Consider the following 26,467-nt stretch of genomic DNA (forward strand, 5'->3'; position numbering starts at 1 on the left):
TCAAGCCTCTTAGGAATATTCCTAGGACGAGAAGGCAAAGCATGCGTGAGGTCAATTAAGTGCGAAAAGCTCCTCCCAGCGCGCGCGGAGACTTGCTGCACGGCCCATTCTGTGCAGCAAGCCCCCTGCTCGTCAGCGCTGCAAGGCGAGGGCAACGCCTTGCCCACCCCCGATGCAGAGCGTCGCGAGGCCTTTGCGGGCATCACGGCGAATCATTTCGTGCAGCAGGGTAACGAGCACCCGGCAGCCCGACGCGCCGATCGGATGACCGAGGGCGATGGCGCCGCCGTTCACATTGACCTTGGACGCATCCCATCCCAGCTCCTTGCCCACCGACAGCGCCTGGGCGGCAAATGCTTCGTTGGCTTCGATCAGGTCCAGGTCGGCGAGCTGCCAGCCGGCCTTCTCCAGGCAGCGCCGCGTGGCCGATACCGGGCCGATGCCCATGATCGCCGGGTCGACGCCGGCGTTGGCGTAGGCGGCAATCCGTGCCAGCACCGACAGGCCCAGTTCGGCAGCCTTGGCGGCGCTCATCAGCAGCACGGCGGCGGCGCCGTCGTTGAGGGTGGAGGCGTTGCCGGCGGTAACACTGCCGTCTTTCTTGAACGCCGGCTTGAGTTTGGCCAGGGACTCGGCGGTGGTGCCGGCGCGGGGCTGCTCGTCGGTGTCGAAGCGCAGCGGCTCGCCCTTGCGCTGGGGAATCTCGATAGCGGTGATTTCGGCCTTGAAACGGCCCGCTGCGATGGCGTCGGCCGCCTTGCGCTGGGACTCGGCGGCGAAGGCGTCCTGTTCCTCGCGGCTGATGCCGTACTTGTCCACCAGGTTCTCGGCGGTGATGCCCATGTGGTAGTCGTTGAAGGCGTCCCACAGGCCGTCCTGGATCATGCTGTCGATCAGCTTGGCGTGGCCCATGCGCAGGCCGGTGCGGGCGCCGGGCATGACGTAGGGCGCCAGGCTCATGCTCTCCTGGCCGCCGGCGATGACGATGTCGGCATCGCCGCAGCGGATCGCCTGGGTGGCCAGGTGCAGCGCCTTGAGGCCGGAACCGCAGACCTTGTTCACCGTCATGGCGGGCACGGTGTTGGGCAGGCCGGCGGCGATGGAGGCCTGGCGCGCCGGGTTCTGGCCGGCGCCGGCGGTGAGGGTCTGGCCCAGGATGACTTCGTTGACCTGGGCCGGGTCGAGTCCGGTCTGTTGCAGCAGGCTGCGAATCACCGCGGCGCCCAGTTCATGGGCCGGCAGCGCGGACAGCGAACCCTGGAAGCTGCCGATGGCGGTACGGGTGGCGGCGACGATGACGACTTCTTGCATGACGCGAATCCTCTGGCTGGAGCGGCGACGGCCGCAGCGAAAGGCCATGGTTGCACAGGCCGCTGCGGTCCCACCACACCCCGAACCGGGTGGTCACGCTCTAGCGCAGCGGTGGCAACCCCATGCGCCGCCGGGCGCGATGCAGTGAGCCATTGCGCACTGCCCAGCGCAGCAGCGGCACGCTGCGCTTGACGCTGGAGCGGATCAGCTGCCGCTGCAGGCTGCCCAGGTTCAGGCCGAGCAGGTCCGTGGCCCAGTCCGGCAGCAGGTCGACGCCGGCGCGCATCATCAGCAGCCCGAAGGGCTTGGCGAGGAAGCTGGGAGCCGGCGCGTTGAACAGCACGCTGACGACTTCGCGGGTGCGCTCGTCGTAGCGCAGGTGCGGGCGCATGCGCTGCAGGTAGGCGGCTACCTCGGCTCGGGAGCGGGGGACGTTGCGCGCGCCGAGGCGCTCGGCGATGAGCGCGATTTCGGCGTAGTAGCGGTCCTGTTCCTCGCCGGAAAGCTCCGGGTTGAGGTAGCGCAAGTGGGAGGCGAGGAAGCAGCTGACCTCGGCGACGTGCACCCAGGTCAGCAGGTCCGGATCGCTGGCGGCGTAGGTGCTGCCATCGGGCAGCGTGCCGTGGACGGCGTCGTGGATGCGCCGCACGCGCTCGATCAGCTTCTCGGCGTCGCCGCGCGAGCCATAGGTGGTGGCGGAGATGAACTGGCCGGTGCGGCGCAGGCGGCCGAGCATGTCGGCGCGGAAATTGGAGTGGTCCCAGACACCGCCCAGGGCGGCGGGGTGGAGCATTTGCAGGAGCAGGGCGCTGATGCCGCCGATGAGCATCGAGCTGAAGTCGCCGTGGACTTTCCAGCACACGGAATCCGGCCCGAACAGTCCGGGGTCGCCCTTGGGCGATTCGAAGTCGACCCCGCCCAGGGCGAGGCCGGTCAGGCTGAGTACCTGGCTTTCGATATGACGGCGAACGGTTTCCATGACGGGGAGCTGCAAGCCTCAAGCGTCAAGCTACAAGTGGTGCACTGCGGTTAGCTTAACCGCAGGCTCTTCCGCTTGCAGCTTGCAGCTGCCCCTTACCGGTTGAGGCGGTTGTCGATCAGCCCCTGGACCACGCTGGGGTCGGCCAGGGTCGAGGTGTCGCCGAGGTTTTCCAGCTCGTTGCAGGCGATCTTGCGCAGGATGCGCCGCATGATCTTGCCCGAACGGGTCTTGGGCAGGCCGGGCGCCCACTGCAGCATTTCCGGCTTGGCGAAGCTGCCGATCTCCTTGCTCACCAGCGCCAGCAGTTCCTGCTTGAGCGCGTCGCTGGGCTCGATGCCGTTCATGGTGGTGACGAAGGCGTAGATGCCCTGGCCCTTGAGGTCGTGCGGGTAGCCCACCACGGCGGCCTCGGCGACCGAGTCGTGCAGCACCAGCGCGCTTTCCACCTCGGCCGTGCCGATGCGGTGCCCGGAAACGTTGATCACGTCGTCCACCCGGCCGGTGATCCAGTAGTAGCCGTCCTCGTCGCGGCGGGCGCCGTCACCGGTGAAGTAGTAGCCGGGGTAGGGCTTGAAGTAGGTATCGATCATCCGCTGGTGATCGCCGTAGACGCTGCGGATCTGACTCGGCCAACTGGCCTTCACGGCCTTCACGGCCAGCACGCCGGCGCCGGGGCCGACGATTTCCTTGCCCTGCTCGTCCAGCAGCACCGGCTGCACGCCGAAGAACGGGCGGGTCGCCGAGCCCGGCTTGAGATCGGTGGCGCCGGGCAGCGGGGTGATGAGGATGCTGCCGGTCTCGGTCTGCCACCAGGTATCGACGATGGGGCAGCGCTTCTCGCCAACCACCTCGTAGTACCACTCCCAGGCTTCCGGGTTGATCGGCTCGCCCACCGAGCCGAGCAGGCGCAGGCTGCTGCGCTCGGCCTTGCGCACCGGCGCGTCGCCTTCGCGCATCAGCGCGCGGATGGCGGTGGGGGCGGTGTAGAAGATGTTCACCTGGTGCTTGTCGATCACCTGCCAGAAGCGCGAGGCGTCCGGGTAGTTCGGCACGCCCTCGAACATCAGGCTGGTGGCGCCGTTGGCCAGCGGGCCGTAGACGATGTAGCTGTGGCCGGTGACCCAGCCGACGTCCGCGGTGCACCAGTAGACGTCGCCGTCGTGGTAGTCGAACACGTACTTGTGGGTCATCGCCGCGCCCAGCAGGTAGCCGCCGGTGGTGTGCAGCACGCCCTTGGGTTTGCCGGTGGAGCCGGAGGTGTAGAGGATGAACAGCGGGTCTTCGGCGTCCATCGGCTCCGGCGCGCAGTCCTCGCTGGCCTCGCGCAGCGCCTCGTGGTACCAGATGTCGCGGCCTTCGACCCAGGGGATTTCGCCCTGGGTGCGCTCGACCACCACGACGGTGGAGACGTTCGGGCAGTCGGCCAGGGCCTTCTCGACGTTCTTCTTCAGCGGGATGTACTTGCCGCCGCGCACGCCTTCGTCGGCGGTGATCACGGTGCGGCAGTCGGCGTCGTTGATGCGATCGCGCAGGGCATCCGGGGAGAAGCCGCCGAACACCACCGAGTGGATCGCGCCGATCCGCGCGCAAGCGAGCATGGCGTAGGCCGCCTCGGGAATCATCGGCATGTAGATGCACACCCGGTCGCCTTTCTCCACGCCCCGGCTCTTGAGCACATTGGCCAGGCGGCAGACGTGGCTGTGCAGCTTGCGGTAGGTGATGTTGGCGGATTCGCTCGGGTTGTCGCCTTCCCAGATGATCGCCACCTGCTCGCCGCGCTGTTCCAGGTGGCGGTCGATGCAGTTGTAGGTGACGTTGAGCTGGCCGCCCTTGAACCAGGTGGCCTGGCCCTTCGCCAGATCCCCGTGGTGCACCGAGTGCCAGGGCTTGAACCAGTCGAGGAAGGCCTTGGCCTGTTCGCCCCAGAAGGTATCCGGGTCGTCTACCGACTGCCGGTAGAGGCGCTGGTAGGCGTCGTTGTCGAGGTAGGCACGCTGGCGCACGGCCTCCGGCACGGGGTGAAGGCTGATCTCATGCATGGGGAATCCTTGTTGTTGTTTAGCCGAGATGCCCACAAGGGTGCATCCAAGACCAGGCGGGTTCAAGGGTTGTCCATGGTGTTTCGACGCGCCAGCGGGGTGGATCGTTCAGGGGCGGCGTATTCCAGCTGGGCGGCGACCAGTTGCCGGGTCGCCTCGCCATAGCGCCGGGCGATGGTGTCGAGGCTGCCGTCCAGCGTCTGCATCGCGGTGGCGCCAAGGCCAGGCAGGACCGGATGGCCGCCAGCCGGTTCCGGCAGGAACAGCAGGCCGGCGGCGCTGGTAACCGGATGTGCGGCGCTGCCCTGCACGTCGCTGCGGAAGGTGCGGGCCCAGGCATCCGCCGCCAGCGCCACGCTGACTTCGTCGAAGCCCGGCTCCAGGGGAGCGCTGAAGACCTCGTGGTTCCAGCGGGCAAGCGTGTTGCCGGCGGCGGTCAGGTAGCCGCTGGCGCCCAGGCCGAAGCGCTGGCTGTCGTGCCGGGCGGACCAGTCCTGCAGGCCGAATTCCCCCGCGAGCGCGGCCGCCCTGGGTTGACCGGCGATGGCCTGGATCAGTGCCAGCGATACCGGGAGCGCGGCAGTCACACCGGCGGTGGTGATCACCTTGCCGTCGACGACGTAGCGGCGATTCTCCTGCCAGTGCGTATCCGGGTAGTCCGCGAGGCGCTGGCGGCGCGAGTACCAGTGGCCGGTGGCGCGTCGCCCGTGCAGCAGGCCGGCGTTGCCCAGCACCAGCACGCCGTCGCAGACGCCGATGACGGTCGCGCCCTGCGCCGCCTGCGCGCGGACGAAATCCAGCAGGGCGGGGTCCTGGCTGTCGTGCACGGCGGGCACGATCAGGTAGTCCGCGCCTTGCGGGTAGCGCCGCGTGAATGCCTCCATCGTGGCCTGCGGCTGGAGGCGCAAGGCCGGCATCAACTCGACCGCTCCCGGGCCGGTTGCCAGGGCGAACACCTCCGCCACGGCGGAGCGCCGCAGCACGCCGAGCGGGACGACGTAGTCCGCCAGTTCGGTCATATGGTTCTGGGCGACGACCGCGATCACCGGGCGCTCCCGGCTGAAACGCGGCTGATAGGGCGCCAGCGCCTCGTCGTCAGCCCGAGCGGCGTGCAGCGGCAGTAACAGGATGAGAAACAGCAGGGCGATGCGCATGGTGGTCTCCGGCGTGGGAGTTGCCAGCGTGCCGTGAAGAGCGTTGTCACTTCTGACGCTAATGGATGAATATCTGCCAATGTCTTCCAGGGAGTTGCCCTGATGCGTGCTCCTCACACTGTGCTGTTGCTGGTCTTCCCGGATTTCCAGCTGCTCGATGCCACCGGCCCGGCTGACGTCTTCGCGGCCGTGGACGAACATCTGCCGCCCGCGTCACGGCCGGCCTATCGCCTTGAGGCGCTGTCGCCCGCGGGTGGTCTCGTGCGCTCCAGCACCGGGCTGGAACTGGCGACCAGGGCCCTGCCCGAACCCGAGCAGGCGGCGGGCTGTACCGTGCTAGTCGCCGGGGGCTTCGGTGTGCAGGCAGCCCTGCAGCAGGGCGACCTGGCGCGCTGGCTGGCGCGGGCCGCGCTCCATGCCACGCGCTGCGCCTCGGTGTGCACCGGTGCCTTCCTGCTGGCCCAGGCCGGGCTGCTGGACGGGCGTCCGGTGGTGACCCACTGGCGCTACGCCCAGTGGTTGCAGCGGCTGTTTCCTCGCGTGCGGGTGATGCCGGACGCCCTGTTCGTGCGCGACGCGCAGTTCTACAGCTCGGCCGGCGTTACCGCCGGCATGGACCTGTGCCTGAGCCTGGTGGAGGAGGACCACGGCCGCGAGGTGTCGTTGCAGGTCGCTCGCGGCCTGGTGATGTACCTGCGTCGCCCCGGAGGCCAGCGTCAGTTCAGCGCCGAGCTGCTGGCCCAGCAGGCGCCGCCCGGCGGGCAGATGGAGCGCCTGGTGGCGTGGTTGCGGGAGCGGCTGGGGCAGACGGTGGACGTCGAGGAGATGGCCGCGCAGATGGCCATGTCCTCACGCACCCTGCACCGGCATTGCCAGGCGGAAATGGGCATGACCCCGGCGAAGCTGCTGTTGCAGTTGCGTCTGGAGCGGGCGAGTCAACTGCTGGAGGGGGGAGAGCCGGGGCTCAAGCGTGTGGCGCAGCAGGCGGGCTTTGGCAGCGAGTACAACTTGCGGCGCGCCTTCGTCCAGGCACTGGGCGTGACGCCGGGGGAGTATCGGCAGCGCTTCTGCCGTTAGGCGCGGGACGGATGCGCAGGGCGCGCACCCGTCCGCTTCGCCGTCAGCCGCGGTGACGACCGCGGAAGAAGTCGATCAGGCCCTGGGTGGAGCCGTCTTCGGCGGCGCTTTCCTCGCTGCCGACCAGGCGGCCATAGACGGCCTTGCCCAACTCCTTGCCCAGCTCCACGCCCCACTGGTCGAAGGCATTGATGCCCCAGAGGATGCTCTGCACGTAGACCTTGTGTTCGTACATGGCGATCAGCGCGCCCAGGCGGCGGGCGCTGATGCGCTCCAGCACCAGGGTGTTGCTCGGGCGGTTGCCCGGGATCACCTTGTGCGGCGCCAGGCGTTGCACTTCGGCTTCGTCCACGCCCTTGGCGCGCAGTTCGGCCTCCGCCTCGGCGCGGCTCTTGCCGACCATCAGCGCCTGGCTCTGCGACAGGCAGTTGGCGTACAGCCACTGGTGGTGATCGGCCACCGGGTTGTAGCTGGACACCGGGACGATGAAGTCCGCCGGGATCAGGTGGGTGCCCTGGTGCAGCAACTGGTGGTAGGCATGCTGGCCGTTACAGCCCACGCCGCCCCAGATCACCGGGCCGGTGCCGGCGGAAACCGGGCTGCCGTCCTGGCGCACGCTCTTGCCGTTGGACTCCATGTCCAGCTGCTGCAGGTGGTCGGTGATGTTCCGCAGGTAGTAGTCGTACGGCAGGATCGCGTGGCTGCGCGCGCCCCAGAAGTCGCCGTACCAGACGCCGAGCAGGCCCAGCAGCACCGGAATGTTCTTCTCGAACGGCGCGGTCAGGAAGTGCTGGTCCATGCTGTAGGCACCGGACAGCAGCTCCTTGAAGTTGTTGATACCCACCGACATGGCGATCGGCAGGCCGATGGCCGACCACAGCGAGTAACGGCCGCCCACCCAGTCCCACATGGGGAAGATGTTCTCAGCGCGGATGCCGAAGGCGGTCGCGGCTTCCTTGTTGCTGGAAACGGCGATGAAGTGGCGGTACAGCTCGGCCTCGCTGCCACCCTGGGCCAGGTACCAGGCGCGGGCGGCCTGGGCGTTCTTCAGGGTTTCCAGGGTGCCGAAGGATTTCGACGAGACGATGAACAGCGTGGTCTCGGCATTGAGCTTGGCGGTCATCTCCCGGAATTCGCTGCCGTCGATGTTCGCCAGGTAGTGGCAACGCACGCCTTTCTGGGCGAACGGCAGCAGCGCCTCGGAGACCAGTTGCGGGCCGAGGAACGAGCCGCCGATGCCGATGTTCACCACGTCGGTGATTGGCTTCTCGGTATACCCGCGCCACAGGCCGTTGTGCACGGCGGCGACCAGTTCGGTCATCTGGTGCAGCACGCGGTGCACCTCGGGCATCACGTCGACGCCATCGACCATCACCTTGTCGCCGATCGGACGGCGCAGCGCGGTGTGCAGCACCGGGCGGCGCTCGGAGGCGTTGATCACCTCGCCGCGGAACATCGACTGGATGGCTTCACCCAGTTTCGCTTCCTCGGCGAGTTTCACCAGCAGGTCGAGGGTGTCCTGGCGAATCAGGTTCTTCGAGAAGTCGAGGAACAGGCCACAGGCGCTGAGGGAAAAACGCTTGAAGCGCTCCGGGTCCTCGGCGAATGCCTCGCGCATGGTGAAGTTCTGCAGATCCTGGCGGTGGGCGGCCAATGCCTGCCAGCTCGCCAGTTGGGTGGCATCCAGCGGAGTGAGGTGGTGTTCCATGACATACCTTCGGGTAAGACGTGCGTGTTTGAACGTGCTTTCGAGCTGGAAAAAAGCCCGGCGGTTCCGGGCTTTTCTCGTCGGTTCAGGCGAGCTGGACCGGGATGGCGTTGCTGGTGTGGCTCAGTTCGTTGCCAGGGGCCATATACAGCATGCGCGGCTTGAAGTCCTCAAGTTCGGCGTCGCTGAACTGAGCGTACGCGCAGATGATCACCCGGTCACCCACTTTGGCCTTGTGGGCGGCGGCGCCGTTCACGGAAATCATCCGCGAACCGTCCTCGCCACGGATGGCGTAGGTGGTGAAGCGTTCGCCGTTGTCGACGTTGTAGATCTGGATCTGTTCGTACTCGCGGATGCCCGCGAGATCGAGCCATTCGCCGTCGATGGCGCAGGAGCCTTCATAGTCGAGCACGGCGTGGGTGACTTCGGCGCGGTGCAGTTTGGCTTTGAGCATGATGCTCTGCATGGCGTGGCTCCTGTTTTTCTTCTGGTCGAGGAGGGCGGGGCGAGTATGCCCGAGCACCCGGAGTCGCTCAAGGCTGCGGCTGGCGCGGCTTCGAGGCGAAAATTCGGGTGTCGGGCAAGGAATCAGTCGATGTGAAAGGCGAGGTTGTCGATCAGCCGGGTAGTGCCCAGGAAGGCGGCCACCAGGATGACCAACTGATGGTCTTGCGCCGTCGCCGGGCGCAGGCCGACGGGCTCGCGAACTTCGAGGTAGTCGATGCGCAGGCCGGCGTCTTCGATCTGCTGGCGACCCTGGGCGAGCAGCGCTGCGTAGTCGCGTTCGCCCTGGCGGATGCGTTCGGCCAGTTGCTGCAGGGTGCGTTGCAGGATCGGCGCGATGCCGCGCTGCGCCTCGGTGAGGTAGCCGTTGCGCGAGGACAGCGCCAGGCCGTCTTCGGCGCGCACGGTGGGCTCGCCGAAGATCTGGATCGGCAGGTTCAGGTCACGCACCAGCTTGCGGATCACCGCCAACTGCTGAAAGTCCTTCTCGCCGAACAGCGCCATGTCGGGCTGGACCATGTTGAACAGCTTGCAGACGACGGTGGCGACCCCATCGAAATGGCCTGGGCGGCTGCCGCCGCACAGTCCTTCGGACACACCGGTCACGTGCAGGCGGGTCTGGCCGTCCATGCCGTCGGGGTACATCTCCTCGACGGTGGGGGCGAACAGCAGGTGGCAGCCGGCGTCGAGCAGCTTCTCCTGGTCGGCGGCGAGGGTGCGCGGGTATTTGTCGAGGTCTTCGCTGGGGCCGAACTGCAGCGGGTTGACGAAGATGCTCGCCACCACGAAGTCGGCGCGCTGGCTGGCCTTGGTCACCAGCGCGGCGTGGCCGGCGTGCAGGTTGCCCATGGTGGGCACCAGCGCGATGCGCTTGCCCTCGCTGCGCGCGCGCGCCACGGCGGCGCGCAGCTCGCGGACTGTCTTGACTGTATTCATCAGGCGAAACCGTGCTCCGGGCCGGGGAAGGTGCCGTCCTTCACTGCCTTCACATAGGCGGCGAAGGCGGACTGGATGTCCGGCTGGCCGTCGAGGAAGTTCTTCACGAACTTCGGCGAGCGACCGGACAGCGACAGGCCCAGCATGTCATGCATCACCAGAACCTGGCCGTCGGTGCCGGCACCGGCGCCGATGCCGATGACCGGGATCTTCACCGCTTCGGTGATTTCCTGGGCCAGCGCGGACGGTACGCACTCCAGCAGCAGCATGGCGGCGCCGGCCTGCTCCAGGGCGATGGCGTCGGCGCGCAGCTGGCGCGCCTGGGCTTCCTGGCGCCCCTGGACCTTGAAGCCGCCGAACAGGTTGACCGCCTGCGGGGTGAGGCCCAGGTGTGCGCACACCGGGATGCCCATCTGGGCCAGGCGGGTGATCGGCTCGGCGAGCCAGGCGCCGCCCTCGAGCTTGACCATGTGGGCGCCGGCCTGCATGACCTTTACCGAGTCGCGCAGGAGCTGGTCCAGCGAGGTGCCGGATTCGAACGGCAGGTCGGTGACGATCAGCGCGCCCTTGTTGCCGCGCTTCACGGCGGCGGTGTGGTAGGCCATGTCCTCAACGGTCACCGGCAGTGTGCTGTCGTGACCTTGCAGCACCATACCCAGGGAGTCACCGATCAGCAGCATTTCGGCACCGGCCAGGCTGGCCGTGTGGGCGAAAGTGGCATCGTAGGCGGTCAGCATCGCGATCTTTTCGCCGCTTTGCTTGAGACCTTGCAGGGTGGTCAGGGTGACATCAGGCATGAAAGTGTCCTCGGTTCTGCGCCGGGCAGGGGCAAACGGGGCCCTATAGTCCGGATCGAAAAAGGCTAAGTCAATTGCAGGTGTTACCGGACTGTTACGGCGTTACTGCCAGTGCGTCCCACGCCTGGGGCGCAGCATGCCTCAGGACAGGCGTTCGAGGCCGCTGAACGGACAGGCGGCGAGCAGCTCGGGCAGGGTGCGCCCGTCGGGCAGGCGCAGTTGCGGGGTGAGGTCCGCCAGTGGGTAGAGGACGAAGGCGCGGGCGTGCATATGGTAGTGCGGCACGGTCAGGCGCGGATCGTCGATCTGGCGCTCGCCGAACAGCAGGATATCCAGGTCCAGGGTGCGCGGACCCCAGCGTTCGTCCTTGCGCACGCGGCCCTGCTCCAGCTCGATGGCCTGCAGGGCGTCCAGCAGGGCCAGCGGCTCCAGGTCGGTATCCAGGGCGGCCACGGCATTCACGTAGCGCGGCTGGTCCGGCGGGCCCAGCGGGTCGCTGGCATACAGCGGGGAGACCACCGCCACCTTGGTGGCGGGAACCTGCGACAGCGCCTTCAGCGCGGCTTCCAGCTGCTGGCGCGGCTCGGCGAGGTTGCTGCCGAGCCCGATGTACACGCGTTCGCTCATTCGCTGCTGGCGCCTTCGGTGCGCGGGCCGCGACGACGGCGGTTGCTGCCACCGCGGCGGCGTTTGCGTGGAGCGGCGGTTCCGGCCTCTTCCTGCTGGCTGGCAAGGTTGCGGATCATGCCGCGGCGTTCGCCGTCGCTGGCGTCCTGGTAGTCGGTCCACCAGTCGCCCAGGCCGCCGGTTTCCTCGCCGGCGCTTTCGCGCAGCAGGAGGAAGTCGTAGCCGGCGCGGAAGCGCGGGTTTTCCAGCAGCAGGTCGGCCTTCTTGCCCTGGCGGCGCGGCAGGCGCTCCTGCATGTCCCAGATCTCACGGATCGGGATGGTGAAGCGCTTGGGCACCGCGGTGCGGCGGCATTGTTCGAGGATCAGTTCGTGGGCGGCTTCCTGCATCGCCGGGATCGGCGGCATGCCGCGGTCCTGCAGCTTCAGCACGCGGGCGGGCAGGGCCGGCCAGAGCAGTGCGGCGAAGAGGAACGCCGGGGTGACCGGCTTGCCCATGCGGATGCGTTCGTCGGTGTTGGCCAGGGCCTGGCGCATCAGCTTGCCGGCGTACTCGGGGTCATCCTTCAGGGCCTTGGCGCTCGCCGGGAACAGCGGGGCGAACAGGTCGTACTCGTTGAGCAGTTCGAAGGTGCGCTCGGCCTTGCCGCTGAGGAACAGCTTGAGCACTTCGTCGAACAGGCGCGCCGAGGGAATCTCGTTGAGCAGCGGCGCCAGGCGGCGAATCGGCGCGGCGCTGTGCTTCTCGATCTCGAAGTCCAGTTTGGCGGCGAAGCGCACTGCGCGCAGCATGCGCACCGGGTCTTCGAGGTAACGCTGCTCCGGGTCGCCGATCAGGCGGATCAGGCGGTTGCGGATGTCGCGCACGCCGTGGGCGTAGTCGAGGATGCGCTCGCCGGTGACGTCGAAGTACAGCGCGTTGATGGTGAAGTCGCGGCGCTGGGCGTCGTCTTCCAGGGTGCCGTAGACGTTGTCGCGCAGGATGCGGCCGGCTTCGTTACGCGAAGCGTGGGCGTTGTTCTCGTCGTCTTCGCTGACCGGGTGGTTGGCGCGGAAGGTGGCGACTTCGATGATCTCGCGGCCGAAATGCACGTGGACCAGCTTGAAGCGGCGGCCAATCACCCGCGCGTTACGGAATTCGGCGCGCACCTGCTCGGGGGTGGCGCTGGTGGCCACGTCGAAGTCCTTGGGGGCAATGCCCAGCAGCGGGTCGCGAACGCCACCGCCGACGATGTACGCCTGGTAGCCGGCCTTGGTCAGGCGCTCCACGACGTTCACCGCATTCCTGCTGAACTGTTCCCGCCGCAGCGAGTGCTGATGATTGCCAACGACTTCCGGAGTAGTGCGGACGGCGCGCGGACGGCGCAGTGGGGATCGGATGGACTGGATCAGCTTTTTCAGCATGTGTGCACTGTCGGGAATGGGTCTATGGATGGCATACGCAAGTCTCGGCAAGCCGCGTGTTCACGGCGCTTCCTGGAGGATAGCGGGTGTCTGCCGCCGCCTGGAAACAATTGGCAGCAAATCGGGGGCCGATTGCGCCGCGGCGATTCTAGCATCGTGGGGTGGGATGATGAAGAAAACTGAAGAAAGGGACTTGCGGGGAGAAGGGGAGAGGGTGTAGCGAAAGCTACTGGGGGAGCCGAGGCTCCCCCCCAAATAGGTGCGTGCTTTGTTTTTATTATGTTTACCGGGCTTGTTGTTTTTGTTTGTAGACCCGTCCCTCGAAGCTACCTGCTTCGGGGAACCTTCCACACATGGAAGGTTTCAATAGCAAACGGATTGCTTTGGTCGCTGAGTGAGCAATTATCTTTCGATCCAACCAGTTTTGCGTGCTGCCTCAGGGCAGTTTTATTCTTCTTGACTGGTTGCGGGACTGGTCCCGACGGCTACCCTTCTCCAAAAGAATCAGTTAGCTGCGCCTCCGCGATCTTGTTTTTGTTGTGCTGGAGTCGTTTCGTCTTGTTCTTATTGTGAGTGGTCGTGCTTGTTATTGTTGTTGTGCCAATAACAAAGCAGATGCCGTGCCAACTTTTACGAATCCTTATTTTTCAAGGGTTTGCGAGGTTTCGCCCTCCCGCAGCGGGCACAAAAAAGCCGGGTTTTCGTTACCGATGAACCCGGCTTGTTACGGAGCATGTCCCCCCGGTAACAGTGTGGGGGCTGTTACGAGTCCGCCGCGGCCCCCGATTTGCGGCGCGGAATGCCCAGGCGCTGGCGACGTTCCCACAGGCACTTGCGGCTGATACCCAGCTTGCGGGCCAGTTCGGTCTCGGTCATGTGGTCCTGGTGCTCGAGGACGAAGTGCTGGAAGTAATCCTCCAGTGACAGGTCCTCGGTGGGCTCGTGGTTGCTGGCGCTGCCGTTGGTGGGGCGCAGGTCGCCGTCGTCGCCGAAATCGTCGTCCAGGTCATCCAGTTCGATGTCGATACCCAGCAGGTCGGCCGGGATTTCCTGGCCCTCGCTGAGGATCACCGCGCGCTCGATGGCGTTTTCCAGCTCGCGCACGTTACCCGGCCATGGGTAGTGACGGATGGCCTGTTCGGCTTCGTGGGAGAAGGTCAGGGCCGGGCGCCCCATCTGCGAGCACTGGCGCGCCAGGAAGGAGCGCGCGATTTCCATCACGTCCGCGCCACGCTCGCGCAGCGGCGGCAGTTTCAGCGAGATGACGTGCAGGCGGTAATAGAGGTCTTCGCGGAACTGGCCGGTCTTGGCCAGCATCTTCAGGTCGCGGTGGGTCGCGGCGATCAGGCGTACGTCGACCTTCTGCGACTGCACCGAGCCGACCCGGCGGATCTCGCCTTCCTGCAGCACGCGCAGCAAGCGCGCCTGGGCTTCGAGCGGGAGTTCGCCGATCTCGTCGAGGAACAGCGTGCCGCCATCGGCGGCTTCGACCAGGCCCGCACGGCCCGCGCTGGCGCCGGTGAAGGCGCCCTTCTCATGGCCGAACAGTTCGGATTCGATCAGGGTTTCCGGGATCGCCGCGCAGTTCACCGAGATCAGCGGCGCCTTGGTGCGCTTGGACAGGTTGTGCAGGGCGCGGGCGACCAGTTCCTTGCCGGTGCCGGACTCGCCCTGGATCAGCACGTTGGAATCGGTGGGCGCGACCTTGCGGATCTTGGTGTACAGCTCCTGCATCGGCGGGCAGGAACCGATGATGCCGATCTCGCCGTCCGCAGCGGCGGTGTTACCGCTGCTGCGCTCCGCGGCCTTGGCGTTACCGCGGGCTTCGGCGGGGGCGTTACGGTTCTCCTGGCGGTCCTTGAGGATGCGCGCCACGGCCTGGAGCATCTCGTCGTGGTCGAACGGCTTGGCGATGTAGTCCACCGCGCCCATCTTCATCGAGTCCACCGCCGAGCGCAGGCTGGCGTAGCTGGTCATGATCAGCACCGGGGTGCCCTGGGCCAGCTTGATCAGTTCGGTACCGGGGGCGCCGGGCAGGCGCAGGTCGCTGACGATCATGTCGAACGACGGAATGCTGTAGCGCTCCTGGGCCTCCTGCACCGAGCCAGCTTCGCTGACCTGGTACTGGTTGCGCTCGAGCAATCGTCGCAGGGCGGAACGGATGATGGTTTCGTCTTCGACGATGAGGATATGTGCCATGTATTCAGCTCTCTCGACGTGCTCGTTTACTGCTCGGCCGTCGGGCCAGGATGCCGCGGCAAGGTGACGCTGATGCGGGTTCCGCATTCGCGTTCGGGGTCAGCCGGGCTGTCTATGGTGATTTGCCCATAATGCTCTTCCACGATCGAATAGACCAGAGCGAGCCCCAGGCCGGTTCCCTTGCCCGGGTCCTTGGTGGTGAAGAAGGGCTCGAACAGGCGGTCGATGATCGACTTGGGAATGCCGCTGCCTTCGTCCTCGACGATCAGGTCGATGGCCTGCTCGGACGCTTCGGTGCGCACGCGGATCGCGCCGTTGGGCGGTGAGGCGTCGCGGGCGTTGGACAGCAGGTTGATCAGCACCTGCGCCAGGCGCTGCGAGTCACCTTCCACCCAGTGTTCCGGGTTGCACAGGTTGAAGAACTGCACGTCGACGCTGCGCTTGTTCAGCGACAGCAGGCCGATGGCCTCCTGGGCGACGTCCGCCAGGCACACCGGCTCGGCCGCCACCTGCTTGCCGCCGGCGTGGGCGAAGCTCATCAGCGACTGCACGATGCGCGAGACGCGCTTGGTCTGTTCGAGGATCTGCCCGCTGATCTCGGTCAGCTCGCCGTCGCCCTCGCGTTCTTCCCGCAGGTTCTGCGCCAGGCAGGCGATGCCGGTGATGGGGTTGCCGATCTCGTGGGCGACGCCGGCGGCCAGGCGGCCGATGGAGGCCAGGCGCTCGGAGTGGATCAGCTTGTCTTCCAGGGACTGAGTTTCGGTGAGGTCTTCCACCAGCAGCACCAGGCCGCTGTTACCGGGGGCGAGCGGTTCCTCGATCGCCGCCTTGTGCAGGTTGAGCCAGCGGGTCTGCCCCTCGATGGACAGACGCTGCTTGTGCAGGTGCTCGTCGGGCGCGTCGATGAAGCCTTCCAGCAGCCCGCGCCAGGGTTCGGGCAAGGCGGCGAGGCGTGAGCCGACCACGCGCTGTGCGCTGACGCCGGTGAGCTCCTCGATGGCGCGGTTCCACATGAGGATTTCCTGGTCCTTGGCCAGCGAGCAGACGCCCATGGGCAGGTCCTGCAGGGTCTGGCGGTGGTAGCGGCGCAGGGTGTCGAGCTCGGCGGCCAGGCCCGTGAGCCGGGAGTGGTAGTCCTCCAGGCGGCTTTCGATGAAGTGGATGTCCTCGGTGACGTAGCTTTCGCTGCTAGCCTTGTAGGGCAGGAAGGTTTCCACCATGTCCTGCGCCACGCTCGGGCCCATCAGCCCGGAGAGGTTCGCTTCGATGCGGTCGCGCAGGCGGCGCAGGGCGTAGGGGCGGCGTTCGTCGAAGGGCAGGTGCAGGTCGCGCAGGGCCTGTTCCACCTCGCGCTGGGCGGTCTTCGCGCCCAGCGGCTTGGCCAGCTGACTGGCGAATTCCTGCGGCGACACGGCGATCAACTCGCGGCGCTGCGGGCGGCGGACGTTGTCCACGGCGCAGGCTTCGGCGGCGCCTTTCTCTTCATCGCTGGCTTCGGTGAACAGCGAGACCAGAGTGAACACCAGCACGTTGGCCGCCAGCGAGGCGAGCGCTGCGAGGTGCCAGGTGGTGTCGTCGAGCACGTAGAGCGAGTTGAACAGCGGCAGGTAGATGCTCTGCAGGTTCGCCACCAGCGGGGTGAGCATGGTCGCGCCCCACACCAGCATGCCGGCCACCAGGCCTGCGATGAAGCCGCGGCGGTTGGCGGTCGGCCAGTAGAGCACGGCCAGCGCGCCGGGGAGGAACTGCAGGGTGGCGACGAAGGAGACGATGCCGAGGTTCGACAGGTCCTGCTCGGCGCCCAGCAGCAGGTAGAAGGCGTAGCCGGCCATGATGATCGCGGCGATCAGCGCGCGGCGGGTCCACTTCAGCCAGCGGTAGATGTTGCCTTCGGCCGGCGGCTGGTAGAGCGGCAGCACCAGGTGGTTGAGCACCATGCCCGAGAGGGCCAGGGTCATCACGATGATCAGGCCGCTGGCGGCGGAGATGCCGCCGATGAAGGCGGTCAGCGCCAGGGCGGGGCTGTCCACGGAGATGCCCAGGCCGAGGGTGAAGTATTCCGGGTTGGTCGAGGCGCCCAGGTGCAGGCCGGCCCAGAGGATCGGCGGCACCGCCAGGCTCATCGGCAGCAGGAACAGCGGCAGGCCCCAGCTGGCGCTGAGCAGCGAGCGCGGGTTGAGGTTCTCGGTGAAGGTCATGTGGAACATGTGCGGCATGACGATGGCGGCGGCGAAGAACACCAGCAGCAGCGTGCGCCACGGCCCTTCGGCCAGCGGCGTGTGCAGGGTGCTCAGGGCTTCCTGGTTCTGCAGCAGCCAGACTTCCAGGCCGTCCGGCCCGCCGAACACGCCATAGAGGGCGAACAGGCCGATGGAGCAGAGCGCCACCAGCTTCACCAGCGACTCGAAGGCGATCGCCATCACCAGGCCTTCGTGGCGCTCGCGGGTGGCGATGTGGCGGGCACCGAAGAGGATCGCGAACAGTGTGATCAGTGCGCAGAACGCCAGCGCCGCGCGGTTGGGCTCCGATTCGCGGGTGAGGATGCTGATCGAGTCGGTCACCGCCTGGATCTGCAACGCCAGCATCGGCAGCACGCCGATCAGCATGAACAGGGTGGTCAGCGCGCCGGCCCAGGTACTGCGGAAGCGGAAGGCGAACAGGTCGGCCAGCGACGACAGCTGGTAGGCCCGGGTGATGCGCAGGATCGGGTAGAGCAGCACTGGCGCCAGCAGGAAGGCGCCGGAAACGCCCAGGTAGATCGCCAGGAAGCCGTAGCCGTACTGGTAGGCCAGCCCGACCGTGCCATAGAAGGCCCAGGCGCTGGCGTACACGCCCAGCGAGAGGGTGTAGATGAGTGGATGGCGCACCAGCCGGCGCGGAACGAAGCCGCGTTCGGTGATCCAGGCGACGCCGAACAGAACCATCAGGTAGGAGGCGCTGATCAGGATCAGCTGGGTGAGGCTAAAGCTCGTCAGCATCGCGCTGGCTCTGCAGGATGAAGGTGACGACGATCAGGATCAGCCACAGCAGATACGGGCGGTACCAGGCGCCGTGGGGATCGATCCACCAGTCCATGATGGCCGGCGAGAACAGGTAGATGCCCACGACCAGGAGCAGCACCAGTCGGTAGATGTACATGTCGTCTCTCTCTGGGTTCGGCGGGCAGGCTACCTGTGCGCACAGGCGCCGGCAAGCCGGCCGCCGGCCCGCCTTGCGCCGAATGCTCGGCAGGTCCTGTAGGAGCGAGCTTGCTCGCGATCCCGAACCCCGCTGTGGGGCGTGTTCGCGAGCAAGCTCGCTCCTGCAGCAAGGCAGTCCGCGCGCAGCAGCCTTGCTTCGACAGTCTAGAGCCGTGCGTCTTCCAGTGTCAGGCAATGGGGGATGGCGTCGGCATTCCAGTGCTCGATGCCCCAGGCCAGCACGTCCTGCGGCGTGGCCTGCCGCAGCTCGGCGGGTGGCTGCTGGCCCAGCGCCTTGAGGGCGCGCACCAGCAGCGGGGCGGCCTGGTCGGCTTCGAGCGGCGGCGAGCGGTAGGACTTGCCGAGCTTGTGCCCGTCGGGCTGGATAATCAGCGGCACGTGCAGGTAACGCGGGGCGGCGATGCCCAGCAGTTCCTGCAGGTAAAGCTGGCGCGGCGTGTTGTCCAGCAGGTCGGCGCCCCGGACGATGTCGGTCACACCCTGCCAGGCGTCATCCAGTACCACCGCCAGCTGATAGGCGAACAGGCCGTCGCGGCGGCGGATGATGAAATCGCCGACGTCGCGGCCCAGGTGCTGGCGGAACTCGCCCTGCAGGCGGTCGGTGAAACGGTACTCCAGCTCCGGCACGCGGATGCGGATGGCGACGTCGCCGTGCCAGTCGTGCTGGGCGTCGCGGCAGGTGCCGGGGTAGATGCCGTGGCTGCCTTCGAGCTGCTTGCGCGAGCAGGTGCAGGCGTAGGCCAGGCCGCTGCGCAGCCATTGCTCGACCTGGGCGGCGTAGGCCTCGCCGCGCTCGCTCTGGCGCTCGACCGGGCCGTCCCATTCGAAGCCGTAGCGTTCGAGCGTGTCCAGGATGGCGGCCTGGGCGCCGGGCATTTCGCGCGGCGGGTCGAGGTCTTCCATGCGCACCCGCCAGGTGCCGCCGACGGCGCGCGCATCCAGGTAGGACGCGACCGCCGCCACCAGCGAGCCGAAGTGCAGGTAGCCGCTGGGCGTGGGGGCGAAGCGGCCGACGTAGCGGGAGGCGGGCATGGCGTCTCCTGGGCTTTCTATTAAGGGTGGGGCGCACAAACGAAACGGGGCGCCGCAGCGCCCCGTTCGGGATCAACCAGGCTCAGGAGCCCAGCTGCTTTTCCTTGATTTCCGCCAGGGTCTTGCAGTCGATGCACAGGGTGGCGGTGGGGCGGGCTTCCAGACGGCGAATGCCGATCTCGACGCCGCAGGAATCGCACCAACCGTAGTCGTTGTCTTCGATCAGCTGCAGGGTTTCGTCGATCTTCTTGATCAGCTTGCGCTCGCGGTCGCGGGCGCGCAATTCGAGGCTGAACTCCTCTTCCTGGCTGGCACGGTCGGCCGGGTCCGGGAAGTTGGCCGCTTCGTCCTGCATGTGGTGCACGGTGCGGTCCACTTCTTCCATCAGCTCAACTTTCCACTTGTTGAGGATGGAGGTGAAGTGCGCGCGCATGCGATCGCTCATGTACTCCTCGCCCTTGGTTTCCTGGTAGGGCTCGAAGCCACGAATCAGTTGGCTGCTCTGTTGTTTTGCTTTGGTGGGCATGGATGACCGCCTCTCACTCTCGCTAATCCTCTCGCGGATGGTCCCTCTCCGGCACCGCCGGCCCCGCGCTCGCAAGCGGGCGAACTTACCAGAACGATTCCCGGGACGCTACTCCCGGTTGTCGAGCCTGACAGTGCCCGCACATACCTGATCGCCAGTTGGTCGACCCGTTGGTCACGGCCAGCGGGTTTGTCGACAAACCGTTGCAGGATCGTTGGCGTTTGCCGGACGAAGCCTGCACGTTCCCAGGTGCCGCGCCTTGACCGCGCAGCGCCCCAGTATTCATCAGTGGCCTGTTAGAATCCCGGCTCTGTCGCAAAGTTCGGAATATTCCATGGCCACCACCTTCAGTGCGCGCAGCCGCGCCATCGAACCCTTCCACGTCATGGCGCTGCTGGCGCGGGCCAATGAGCTGCAGGCCGCGGGCCACGACGTCATCCACCTCGAAATCGGCGAGCCGGACTTCACCACCGCCGCGCCCATCGTCGAAGCCGGGCAGAAGGCCCTGGCAAACGGTCACACGCGGTATACCGCCGCACGTGGCCTGCCGGCGCTGCGTGAAGCCATCGCTGGCTTCTATGCCCAGCGCTATGGCCTGTCGATCGATCCGCAGCGCATTCTCGTTACGCCGGGCGGTTCCGGCGCCCTGCTGCTGGCCAGCAGCCTGCTGGTGGACCCGGGCAAGCACTGGCTGCTGGCCGATCCGGGCTACCCGTGCAACCGCCACTTCCTGCGCCTGGTGGAAGGCGCCGCACAGCTGGTGCCGGTGGGCCCGGAGAGCCGTTACCAGCTCACCCCGGAGCTCGTCGAACGGCACTGGGATCAGGACAGTGTAGGCGCTCTGGCCGCATCGCCGGCGAATCCTACGGGCACCCTGTTGCACAAGGATGAACTCGCGGCGCTGTCGTCCACCCTCAAGGCGCGGGGCGGCCATCTGGTGGTGGACGAGATCTACCACGGCCTGACCTACGGCCTGGACGCACCCAGCGTGCTGGAAGTGGATGACGAGGCCTTCGTCCTCAACAGTTTCTCCAAGTATTTCGGCATGACCGGCTGGCGCCTGGGCTGGCTGGTGGCGCCGCAGGAGGCGGTGGGGGAGCTGGAGAAGCTGGCGCAGAACCTCTACATCAGCGCGCCGAGCATGGCGCAGCACGCCGCGCTGGCCTGCTTCGAGCCGGCGACCCTGGCGATTCTCGAAGAGCGCCGCGAGGAGTTCCGCCGCCGCCGCGACTACCTGCTGCCCGCGCTACGCGAACTGGGTTTCGGCATCGCCGTGGAGCCGGAGGGAGCCTTTTATCTGTACGCGGACGTCAGCGCCTTCGGCGGCGACGCCTTCGCCTTCTGCCAGCACTTCATCGAGACCGAGCACGTGGCCTTCACCCCCGGCATCGACTTCGGGCGTTACCAGGCCTCGCACCACGTGCGGTTCGCCTATACCCAGAGTGTCGAGCGCCTGCAGCAGGCGGTGGAGCGCATCGCCCGTGGCCTGAAGACCTGGCGTCCCTGATGCGCTTCGAACCGGCGCTGATCGAGGCGCGCCTGATCAAACGCTACAAGCGCTTCCTGGCGGACATCGAGACCGCCAGCGGCGAGCGGCTCACCATCCACTGCCCGAACACCGGCTCGATGCTCAACTGCATGAGCGAAGGCTGCCGCGTCTGGTTCAGCCGCTCCGACGACCCCAAGCGCAAGCTGCCGGGCACCTGGGAGCTGGTGGAAACCCCGCAGGGGCGGCTGGCCTGCGTGAATACCGGGCGGGCCAACCGCCTGGTGGAAGAAGCGCTGCTGGCCGGCACCGTGACCGAATTGGCGGGCTTCGACGAGTTGCGCCGCGAGGCGGCCTACGGGGTGGAGAACAGCCGCGCGGACTTCCGCCTGATGTATGCCGGCAAGCCGGTGTACGTGGAAGTGAAGAGTGTGACGCTGGGGTTCGATGGCACCAGCGTCGCAGCCTTTCCCGATGCCGTTACCCTGCGCGGTGCCAAGCACCTGCGGGAGCTGGCAACGCTGGCGCGCGATGGCATGCGCGCGGTGCTGCTGTATGCGGTGAACCTGACGGACATCGACGCGGTGCGCCCGGCGATGGAGATCGACCCGGCCTATAACTCCGCCTTGGCGGAGGCGCACACCGCCGGCGTGGAGGTGCTCGCCTACGGGGCGCGGATCGATACACAGGAAATCTGCCTGGATCGGCCGCTGAAGGTGCTGCTGTAGTTCTGGGTAGGGCGGTTCGCGAGCAAGCTCGCTCCTACACACACACACACACCGAGCGGCTCTTCGTAGGAGCGAGCTTGCTCGCGAACCCGCTCGGACGCAGCGCTACTCGCGAACGTCCTCCAGCCAGATGCCCTGCTCATCCTCCCGGCAGGGCAGCGCCTCCAGCCCGTCCCCCAGACACGGCCCCTGGATGCACTCGCCGGTTTCGATCAAGAACAGCGCGCCGTGATGGCCGCACTGCAGCAGGCGGCCGCTGGCATCCAGGTAGTGCTCGGCGTCGTAGCCCAGCGGGATCTCCCGGTGCGGGCAGCGATTACGGTAGGCGTAGACGCGACCCTGGCGGCGCACGAGGAAGAGGTTCAGGCCAGCGGCCTTGAAGCCCCGGCTCTGGCCTTCGGCCAGGTCATGCGGGGTGCAGAGCAGGATCATCCGGGGTTCCATTCAGCGTAAGGCGTCACGAGGCGGGCATTATCCGCGCCTCCAGGGCCCGACCGGAAGAGGGTGCACTTCCGTGTGCTGAAGCAGGGCTGCGTTGGCGCCTGGCCAACGAAAGGCGGCAGACCTTAAGTCCCTTTGTCATTTAATGCAAATAATTATCAAATAGATTTCATGACTTCCCTGTGGCAAGGTTCGTCCGTGCCGCCGCGCCGCGGCCCACTCCCTTTCACGCGAGGAAGACAGCGATGACCACCCTGACTGCACGCGCGCTATTGGCCGCGCTCTGCCTGACTGCCACCAGCGCGCTGGCTGACGCGCTGCCGCAGCGCTGGGTGAGTGCCGGTGGTTCGCTGAGCGAATGGGTCGTCGCGTTGGGCGGCGAAAGCAAGCTCGTCGGCGTCGACACCACCAGCCTGCACCCGGCCTCCCTCCAGGCGCTGCCGAAGATCGGTTACCAGCGGCAACTGGCCGCCGAGGGCATCCTCGCGCTGAAGCCGGACATCCTCCTGGGCAGCGAGGAAATGGGCCCGCCGCCGGTACTGCATCAACTTCGTGCCGCTGGCGTGCAAATCGAGACGCTGTCGGCCAAGGCCGATCAGCAGACCGTCCACGACACGCTCCAGCGGCTGGGCGCATTGCTCGGTGCGCCGGACAGGGCGAGGCAGCTCGCGGCGGAGTTCGATGCGCGCCTGGCCGCGCACGCGGACTGGGTGAAGAAGGCCCGGTCCGTGCAGGCTGCGCCCGGTGTCGTCCTGCTGGTCGGGCACGCCGGTGGCAACCTGCTGGTGGCCGGGCGCGGCACGCCCGGCGACAGGTTGATCCAGCACGCCGGCGGCCAGAATCTGGCGACCCACGTGGGCTACAAGACGCTGTCGAGCGAAGCCCTGGCTGCGCTGGATCCCCAGGTGCTGGTGCTCAGCGACCGCACGCTGGCGGGCGACGCGGCCCGCGCCGCCCTGACCCGGCAGAACCCGGGCCTGGCGGCGACCGCGGCACTGCGCGACGGCCGCGTGCTGGTGCTCGACCCGACGCTGCTGGTGGGCGGCCTGGGCCCGCGTATCCCGGACGGGCTGGCTAGCCTGTCGCGGGCCTTTTATCCTTCCGCGCAGGCCCTGAACACGGAAAGTCGTCCTTGACCCGGATCGTTACCGCTCGACCGCTGTTCCTGCTCCTCGGTTGTCTCCTGCTGCTGGTCGTCTGGCTTTCCCTGGCCCTCGGGCCGGTGAGCCTGCCGCTGGGCGATACCCTGCGTGCGCTGGGGCACCTGCTCGGGCTACCGGTGGCCGACGCCGGCCTGGGCCAGGCCGAACTGATCGTCGGGCAGATCCGCCTGCCGCGCACCTTGCTGGGCATCGCCACCGGTGGCGTACTGGCGCTGGCGGGCGTGGCGATGCAGGGGCTATTCCGCAATCCGCTGGCCGACCCCGGCCTGATCGGCGTTTCCAGCGGCGCCGCGCTGGGCGCGGCCATCGCCATCGTCTTCGGGGCGTCCGTGGGCGGGCTGCCCGAAGCGTTCGCGCCGTACCTGCTCTCCGCCAGCGCCTTTGCCGGCGGCCTGCTGGTGACAGCGCTGGTCTACCGCCTGGGGCGCCACAACGGCCAGACCAGTGTGGCGACCATGTTGCTGGCCGGCGTCGCACTGACGGCGCTGGCTGGCGCGCTGATCGGCCTGTTCACCTACCTCGCCGACGACGCCACGCTGCGCACCCTGACCTTCTGGAACCTCGGCAGCCTCAATGGCGCGAGCTACCCGCGCCTGTGGCCGCTGCTGCTGATCGCGCTGCTGGTGGCCTGCTGGCTGCCGCGCCGGGTGAATGCCCTGAATGCATTGCTGCTCGGGGAATCCGAAGCCCGTCACCTGGGCTTCGATGTCGAACGACTGAAGGTCGAACTGATCCTCTGTACCGCACTGGGTGTCGGTGCCGCCGTGGCCGCCGCCGGGATGATCGGCTTCATCGGCCTGGTGGTGCCGCACCTGCTGCGCCTGATCGTCGGCCCGGATCACCGCGTGCTGCTGCCGGCCTCGATGCTCGGCGGTGCGATCCTCCTGCTGCTCGCCGACCTGGTCGCCCGGCTGGCGCTGGCGCCGGCGGAGTTGCCGATCGGCATTGTCACCGCGCTGATCGGCGCGCCGTTCTTCCTCTACCTGCTGATCCGGGGGCGTTCCTGATGCTGTGCGCAGACAAGCTGCTGGTGAAGCGCGGCGCGCAGACTGTCCTGCGGGAGGTGAGCGTGACCTTGCAGCCCGGCGAGGTGCTCGGCGTGCTGGGCCCCAACGGTGCGGGCAAAAGCACCCTGCTGGGCGCCCTGAATGGCGAGTTGCCGCTCGCCGGAGGGGCTGTCAGCCTCGATGGCCGGCCGCTGGCGTCCTGGCAGGGCACCGAGCGTGCGCGTCGACTGGCGGTGCTACCGCAATCGTCCTCGCTGAACTTTGCGTTCTCCGTCGAGGCGGTGGTGGGCTTCGGCCGGCTGCCCCACGACAGTGGCCGCCAGCGCGACGCGGAAATCGTCCGCGACGCCATGGCCGCTGCCGACGCCTCGCACCTGGCGGGGCGCAGCTACCTGGCGCTGTCCGGGGGCGAGCGGCAGCGGGTGCATCTGGCCCGGGTGCTGGCGCAGCTCTGGCCGGGCGGGGCGGAACAGGTGTTGCTGCTGGACGAGCCGACCTCGGCACTCGACCCGCTGCACCAGCACACCACGTTGCAGGCCGTGCGCGACTTCGCCGGACGTGGCGCCGCCGTGCTGGTGATCCTGCACGACCTGAACCTCGCGGCGCGTTACTGTGATCGCCTGATGCTGCTGCACGAGTCGCGCGTGCACCTGCTCGGCACTCCGCACGAGGTGCTGCAGGCGGAACCGCTGCGCAGCGTCTTCGGCCTCGATGTGCTGGTGCAGGCGCACCCGGAACGCGGCCATCCGCTGATCATCGCACGCTGAGAGGAATCGCCATGAACAAGGTCCTGCTTGTCCCGCTGCTGGCGCTGCTCGCTGCCTGCCAGGGCCAGTTGGCCGCGCCGCCGTTGCCGGCCTGGCAGAGTCCGGAAGGTCGCGACAATGCCGAACTGGGGGTGATTCGCGACCTGCGCAGCGGCGACGTGCTGTCGCCGGCGCAACTGCTGGATCGTCTCGCCGCGGCACCGCGGGTGCTCATCGGCGAGCAGCACGACAATCCCGATCACCATGCCCTCGAACTCTGGCTGGTGCGTGCCCTGGCCGAGCGGCGCCCGGGCGGCAGCGTACTGCTGGAGATGCTCAACCCCGATCAGCAACGTGCTGTGTCTGCCAGCCAGGCTGCGGCGGCGAAGGGCGAAACGCCGACCGATCTGATCGGCGCGCTGCACTGGCAGCCGGGCTGGGACTGGTCACAGTACGGCCCGCTGGTGACCTGGCTGGTGAAGCAGCCGGCGCCGCTGCTGGCGGCCAACCTGGATCGCGGCGAGATCATCGGCATCTACCGCAGCGCCCCCGCATTGCAGGGGCCCGCTTCCACGGCCGCCCCGGTGCGCGATGCATTGCTGCAGGACATCCGTGATTCCCACTGTGGGCTGCTGCCGGACAACCAGCTCCCGCCGATGCTGGCGGTGCAGCAGCAGCGCGACCGGCGCATGGCCGAGCGCTTCAAGGCCGCGCCCGCACCGGCCGTGCTGATTGCCGGCGGCTTCCATGCGCGACGCGACCTGGGCGTTCCGCTGCATCTGCAGGACCTGGACGCCGCCCAGGGGCTGAAGGTGGTGATGCTGGCGGAAGTGGGTAAACCTGTGGCGCCGGAACAGGCCGACTACGCCTGGTACACACCGGCCCAACCGCCAACCGATTACTGCGCGCAGATGCGTAGCATGAAGTGAAGGGGCCGCGAGGCCCTTTTTCACGCGTGCGTGAATGGCGGTCGCGGCAGGAATCGCGGGCAAAAAAAGACCCGGCAAATTGCCGGGTCCAAACCGTGATTAGCCTGATGAGGAGATAATCTGAAGAGTCCGACTGTGGTCTCTTAAGCTTATCCGGCTGGCCTCGCGACCAGTTGAGGTAATAATAACCATTATCATTTGAGAGTCAACACCTTTCTTTTCCGTGCTGGCGCTTTTGCGATTGCCCGGCAGGTGCTGCGAAAAAATCGAGGCAAAAAAAAAGACCCGGCAAAGTGCCGGGTCCAAACCGTGATTAGCCTGATGAGGAGATAATCTGAAGAGTCCGACTGCGTGGTCTCTTGAGGTTATCGATCTGGCCTCGCGACCAGATGATTCAATAATAATCATTATCATTTGAGAGTCAACCTCCTTTCGTTACCTTTTTTTCTCGCTCCTGCGAATTTCCGCCCGC

General features: G+C 67.1%; 23 protein-coding genes. 7 read left to right on the forward strand and 16 right to left on the reverse strand.

Translation table 11 applies throughout. The annotated features are described in order from the left end of the window. Positions 1 to 132: 132 nt before the first annotated feature. The 4 genes from ACNFIA_RS29380 to ACNFIA_RS29395 form a co-directional block, all read right to left on the reverse strand. Positions 133 to 1,311 carry an acetyl-CoA C-acetyltransferase gene (locus ACNFIA_RS29380; protein ID WP_416790596.1) on the reverse strand — a complete coding sequence of 393 codons (1,179 nt, stop codon included), beginning with the start codon at positions 1,309 to 1,311 and terminating at the stop codon, positions 133 to 135. A gap of 100 nt (positions 1,312 to 1,411) precedes the next feature. Then, positions 1,412 to 2,290, reverse strand: a complete 879-nt coding sequence (locus ACNFIA_RS29385) for an oxygenase MpaB family protein (RefSeq protein ID WP_259757391.1) — start codon at positions 2,288 to 2,290, stop codon at positions 1,412 to 1,414. Positions 2,291 to 2,385: 95 nt separating this feature from the next. Next, positions 2,386 to 4,332 carry an acetate--CoA ligase gene (gene acs / locus ACNFIA_RS29390; protein ID WP_416790599.1) on the reverse strand — a complete coding sequence of 649 codons (1,947 nt, stop codon included), beginning with the start codon at positions 4,330 to 4,332 and terminating at the stop codon, positions 2,386 to 2,388. A 62-nt stretch (positions 4,333 to 4,394) separates the two neighbouring features. Next, entirely contained in the window at positions 4,395 to 5,486 is a 1,092-nt protein-coding gene (locus tag ACNFIA_RS29395; RefSeq protein WP_416790601.1) for a DJ-1/PfpI family protein, read from the reverse strand. 102 nt (positions 5,487 to 5,588) lie between these two features. Between ACNFIA_RS29395 and ACNFIA_RS29400 the strand changes: the two genes are divergently transcribed. Continuing rightward, the gene (locus ACNFIA_RS29400) at positions 5,589 to 6,563 is read left to right on the forward strand and encodes a GlxA family transcriptional regulator (protein WP_416790603.1); all 975 of its coding nucleotides are present in this window, start codon (positions 5,589 to 5,591) and stop codon (positions 6,561 to 6,563) included. 43 nt (positions 6,564 to 6,606) lie between these two features. On the opposite strand, the gene pgi is transcribed toward ACNFIA_RS29400, so the two are convergent. The 11 genes from pgi to dksA form a co-directional block, all read right to left on the reverse strand. Further along, positions 6,607 to 8,271, reverse strand: a complete 1,665-nt coding sequence (gene pgi / locus ACNFIA_RS29405) for a glucose-6-phosphate isomerase (RefSeq protein WP_416790605.1) — start codon at positions 8,269 to 8,271, stop codon at positions 6,607 to 6,609. An 85-nt stretch (positions 8,272 to 8,356) separates the two neighbouring features. Beyond that, positions 8,357 to 8,737, reverse strand: a complete 381-nt coding sequence (gene panD / locus ACNFIA_RS29410; RefSeq protein WP_259757386.1) for an aspartate 1-decarboxylase — start codon at positions 8,735 to 8,737, stop codon at positions 8,357 to 8,359. A 122-nt stretch (positions 8,738 to 8,859) separates the two neighbouring features. Beyond that, on the reverse strand, positions 8,860 to 9,711 hold the full coding sequence (gene panC, locus ACNFIA_RS29415) for a pantoate--beta-alanine ligase (RefSeq protein WP_416790607.1): 852 nt from the start codon (positions 9,709 to 9,711) through the stop codon (positions 8,860 to 8,862). After that, complete coding sequence (gene panB / locus ACNFIA_RS29420) at positions 9,711 to 10,508, reverse strand: 3-methyl-2-oxobutanoate hydroxymethyltransferase (protein WP_259757384.1); 798 nt, start codon at positions 10,506 to 10,508, stop codon at positions 9,711 to 9,713. The genes panC and panB overlap by 1 nt, the downstream gene beginning before the upstream one ends. Before the next feature lie 141 nt (positions 10,509 to 10,649). Further along, positions 10,650 to 11,135, reverse strand: coding sequence for a 2-amino-4-hydroxy-6-hydroxymethyldihydropteridine diphosphokinase (gene folK / locus ACNFIA_RS29425; RefSeq protein WP_416790608.1), 486 nt, complete (start codon positions 11,133 to 11,135; stop codon positions 10,650 to 10,652). Beyond that, a complete protein-coding gene (locus ACNFIA_RS29430; RefSeq protein ID WP_259757381.1) occupies positions 11,132 to 12,538 on the reverse strand; it encodes a polynucleotide adenylyltransferase PcnB in 1,407 nt (468 codons plus the stop codon). The genes folK and ACNFIA_RS29430 overlap by 4 nt, the downstream gene beginning before the upstream one ends. Before the next feature lie 762 nt (positions 12,539 to 13,300). Next, complete coding sequence (locus tag ACNFIA_RS29435; RefSeq protein ID WP_259757380.1) at positions 13,301 to 14,737, reverse strand: sigma-54-dependent transcriptional regulator; 1,437 nt, start codon at positions 14,735 to 14,737, stop codon at positions 13,301 to 13,303. Positions 14,738 to 14,763: 26 nt separating this feature from the next. After that, entirely contained in the window at positions 14,764 to 17,715 is a 2,952-nt protein-coding gene (locus ACNFIA_RS29440; RefSeq protein ID WP_259757379.1) for a sensor histidine kinase, read from the reverse strand. Then, complete coding sequence (locus ACNFIA_RS29445) at positions 17,699 to 17,875, reverse strand: hypothetical protein (protein WP_015478907.1); 177 nt, start codon at positions 17,873 to 17,875, stop codon at positions 17,699 to 17,701. Before ACNFIA_RS29445 ends, ACNFIA_RS29440 begins: the two co-directional genes overlap by 17 nt. Positions 17,876 to 18,081: 206 nt before the next feature. Next, positions 18,082 to 18,969 carry a tRNA glutamyl-Q(34) synthetase GluQRS gene (gene gluQRS, locus ACNFIA_RS29450; RefSeq protein WP_416790609.1) on the reverse strand — a complete coding sequence of 296 codons (888 nt, stop codon included), beginning with the start codon at positions 18,967 to 18,969 and terminating at the stop codon, positions 18,082 to 18,084. Between the two features lie 82 nt (positions 18,970 to 19,051). After that, positions 19,052 to 19,495 (reverse strand): RNA polymerase-binding protein DksA, encoded by a 444-nt coding sequence (gene dksA, locus ACNFIA_RS29455; RefSeq protein ID WP_015478905.1) that lies wholly within the window; start codon positions 19,493 to 19,495, stop codon positions 19,052 to 19,054. Positions 19,496 to 19,829: 334 nt separating this feature from the next. Between dksA and ACNFIA_RS29460 the strand changes: the two genes are divergently transcribed. Both ACNFIA_RS29460 and sfsA read left to right on the forward strand, forming a co-directional pair. Next, the gene (locus tag ACNFIA_RS29460; protein ID WP_416790611.1) at positions 19,830 to 21,002 is read left to right on the forward strand and encodes a pyridoxal phosphate-dependent aminotransferase; all 1,173 of its coding nucleotides are present in this window, start codon (positions 19,830 to 19,832) and stop codon (positions 21,000 to 21,002) included. Beyond that, positions 21,002 to 21,709, forward strand: a complete 708-nt coding sequence (gene sfsA / locus ACNFIA_RS29465; RefSeq protein ID WP_416790613.1) for a DNA/RNA nuclease SfsA — start codon at positions 21,002 to 21,004, stop codon at positions 21,707 to 21,709. Before ACNFIA_RS29460 ends, sfsA begins: the two co-directional genes overlap by 1 nt. A gap of 105 nt (positions 21,710 to 21,814) precedes the next feature. Here sfsA and ACNFIA_RS29470 read toward each other — a convergent pair whose 3' ends face one another. Then, positions 21,815 to 22,141: a Rieske (2Fe-2S) protein gene (locus tag ACNFIA_RS29470; RefSeq protein ID WP_416790615.1), complete on the reverse strand. Its 327-nt coding sequence runs from the start codon at positions 22,139 to 22,141 to the stop codon at positions 21,815 to 21,817. A 254-nt stretch (positions 22,142 to 22,395) separates the two neighbouring features. Between ACNFIA_RS29470 and ACNFIA_RS29475 the strand changes: the two genes are divergently transcribed. The 4 genes from ACNFIA_RS29475 to ACNFIA_RS29490 are packed head-to-tail and all read left to right on the forward strand — an operon-like array spanning position 22,396 to position 25,995. Continuing rightward, on the forward strand, positions 22,396 to 23,286 hold the full coding sequence (locus ACNFIA_RS29475) for a heme/hemin ABC transporter substrate-binding protein (RefSeq protein ID WP_416790617.1): 891 nt from the start codon (positions 22,396 to 22,398) through the stop codon (positions 23,284 to 23,286). Between the two features lie 50 nt (positions 23,287 to 23,336). Beyond that, entirely contained in the window at positions 23,337 to 24,320 is a 984-nt protein-coding gene (locus ACNFIA_RS29480; RefSeq protein WP_259759470.1) for a FecCD family ABC transporter permease, read from the forward strand. Then, a complete protein-coding gene (locus tag ACNFIA_RS29485; protein WP_416790619.1) occupies positions 24,320 to 25,087 on the forward strand; it encodes a heme ABC transporter ATP-binding protein in 768 nt (255 codons plus the stop codon). The genes ACNFIA_RS29480 and ACNFIA_RS29485 overlap by 1 nt, the downstream gene beginning before the upstream one ends. 11 nt (positions 25,088 to 25,098) lie before the next feature. After that, positions 25,099 to 25,995: a ChaN family lipoprotein gene (locus ACNFIA_RS29490; protein ID WP_416790621.1), complete on the forward strand. Its 897-nt coding sequence runs from the start codon at positions 25,099 to 25,101 to the stop codon at positions 25,993 to 25,995. Positions 25,996 to 26,467: the final 472 nt, after the last annotated feature.

Origin of the sequence: Pseudomonas sp. NY15437 (assembly GCF_048068435.1) — a bacterium.
In the GTDB taxonomy this organism is placed as follows: Bacteria; Pseudomonadota; Gammaproteobacteria; order Pseudomonadales; family Pseudomonadaceae; genus Pseudomonas; species Pseudomonas nitroreducens_B.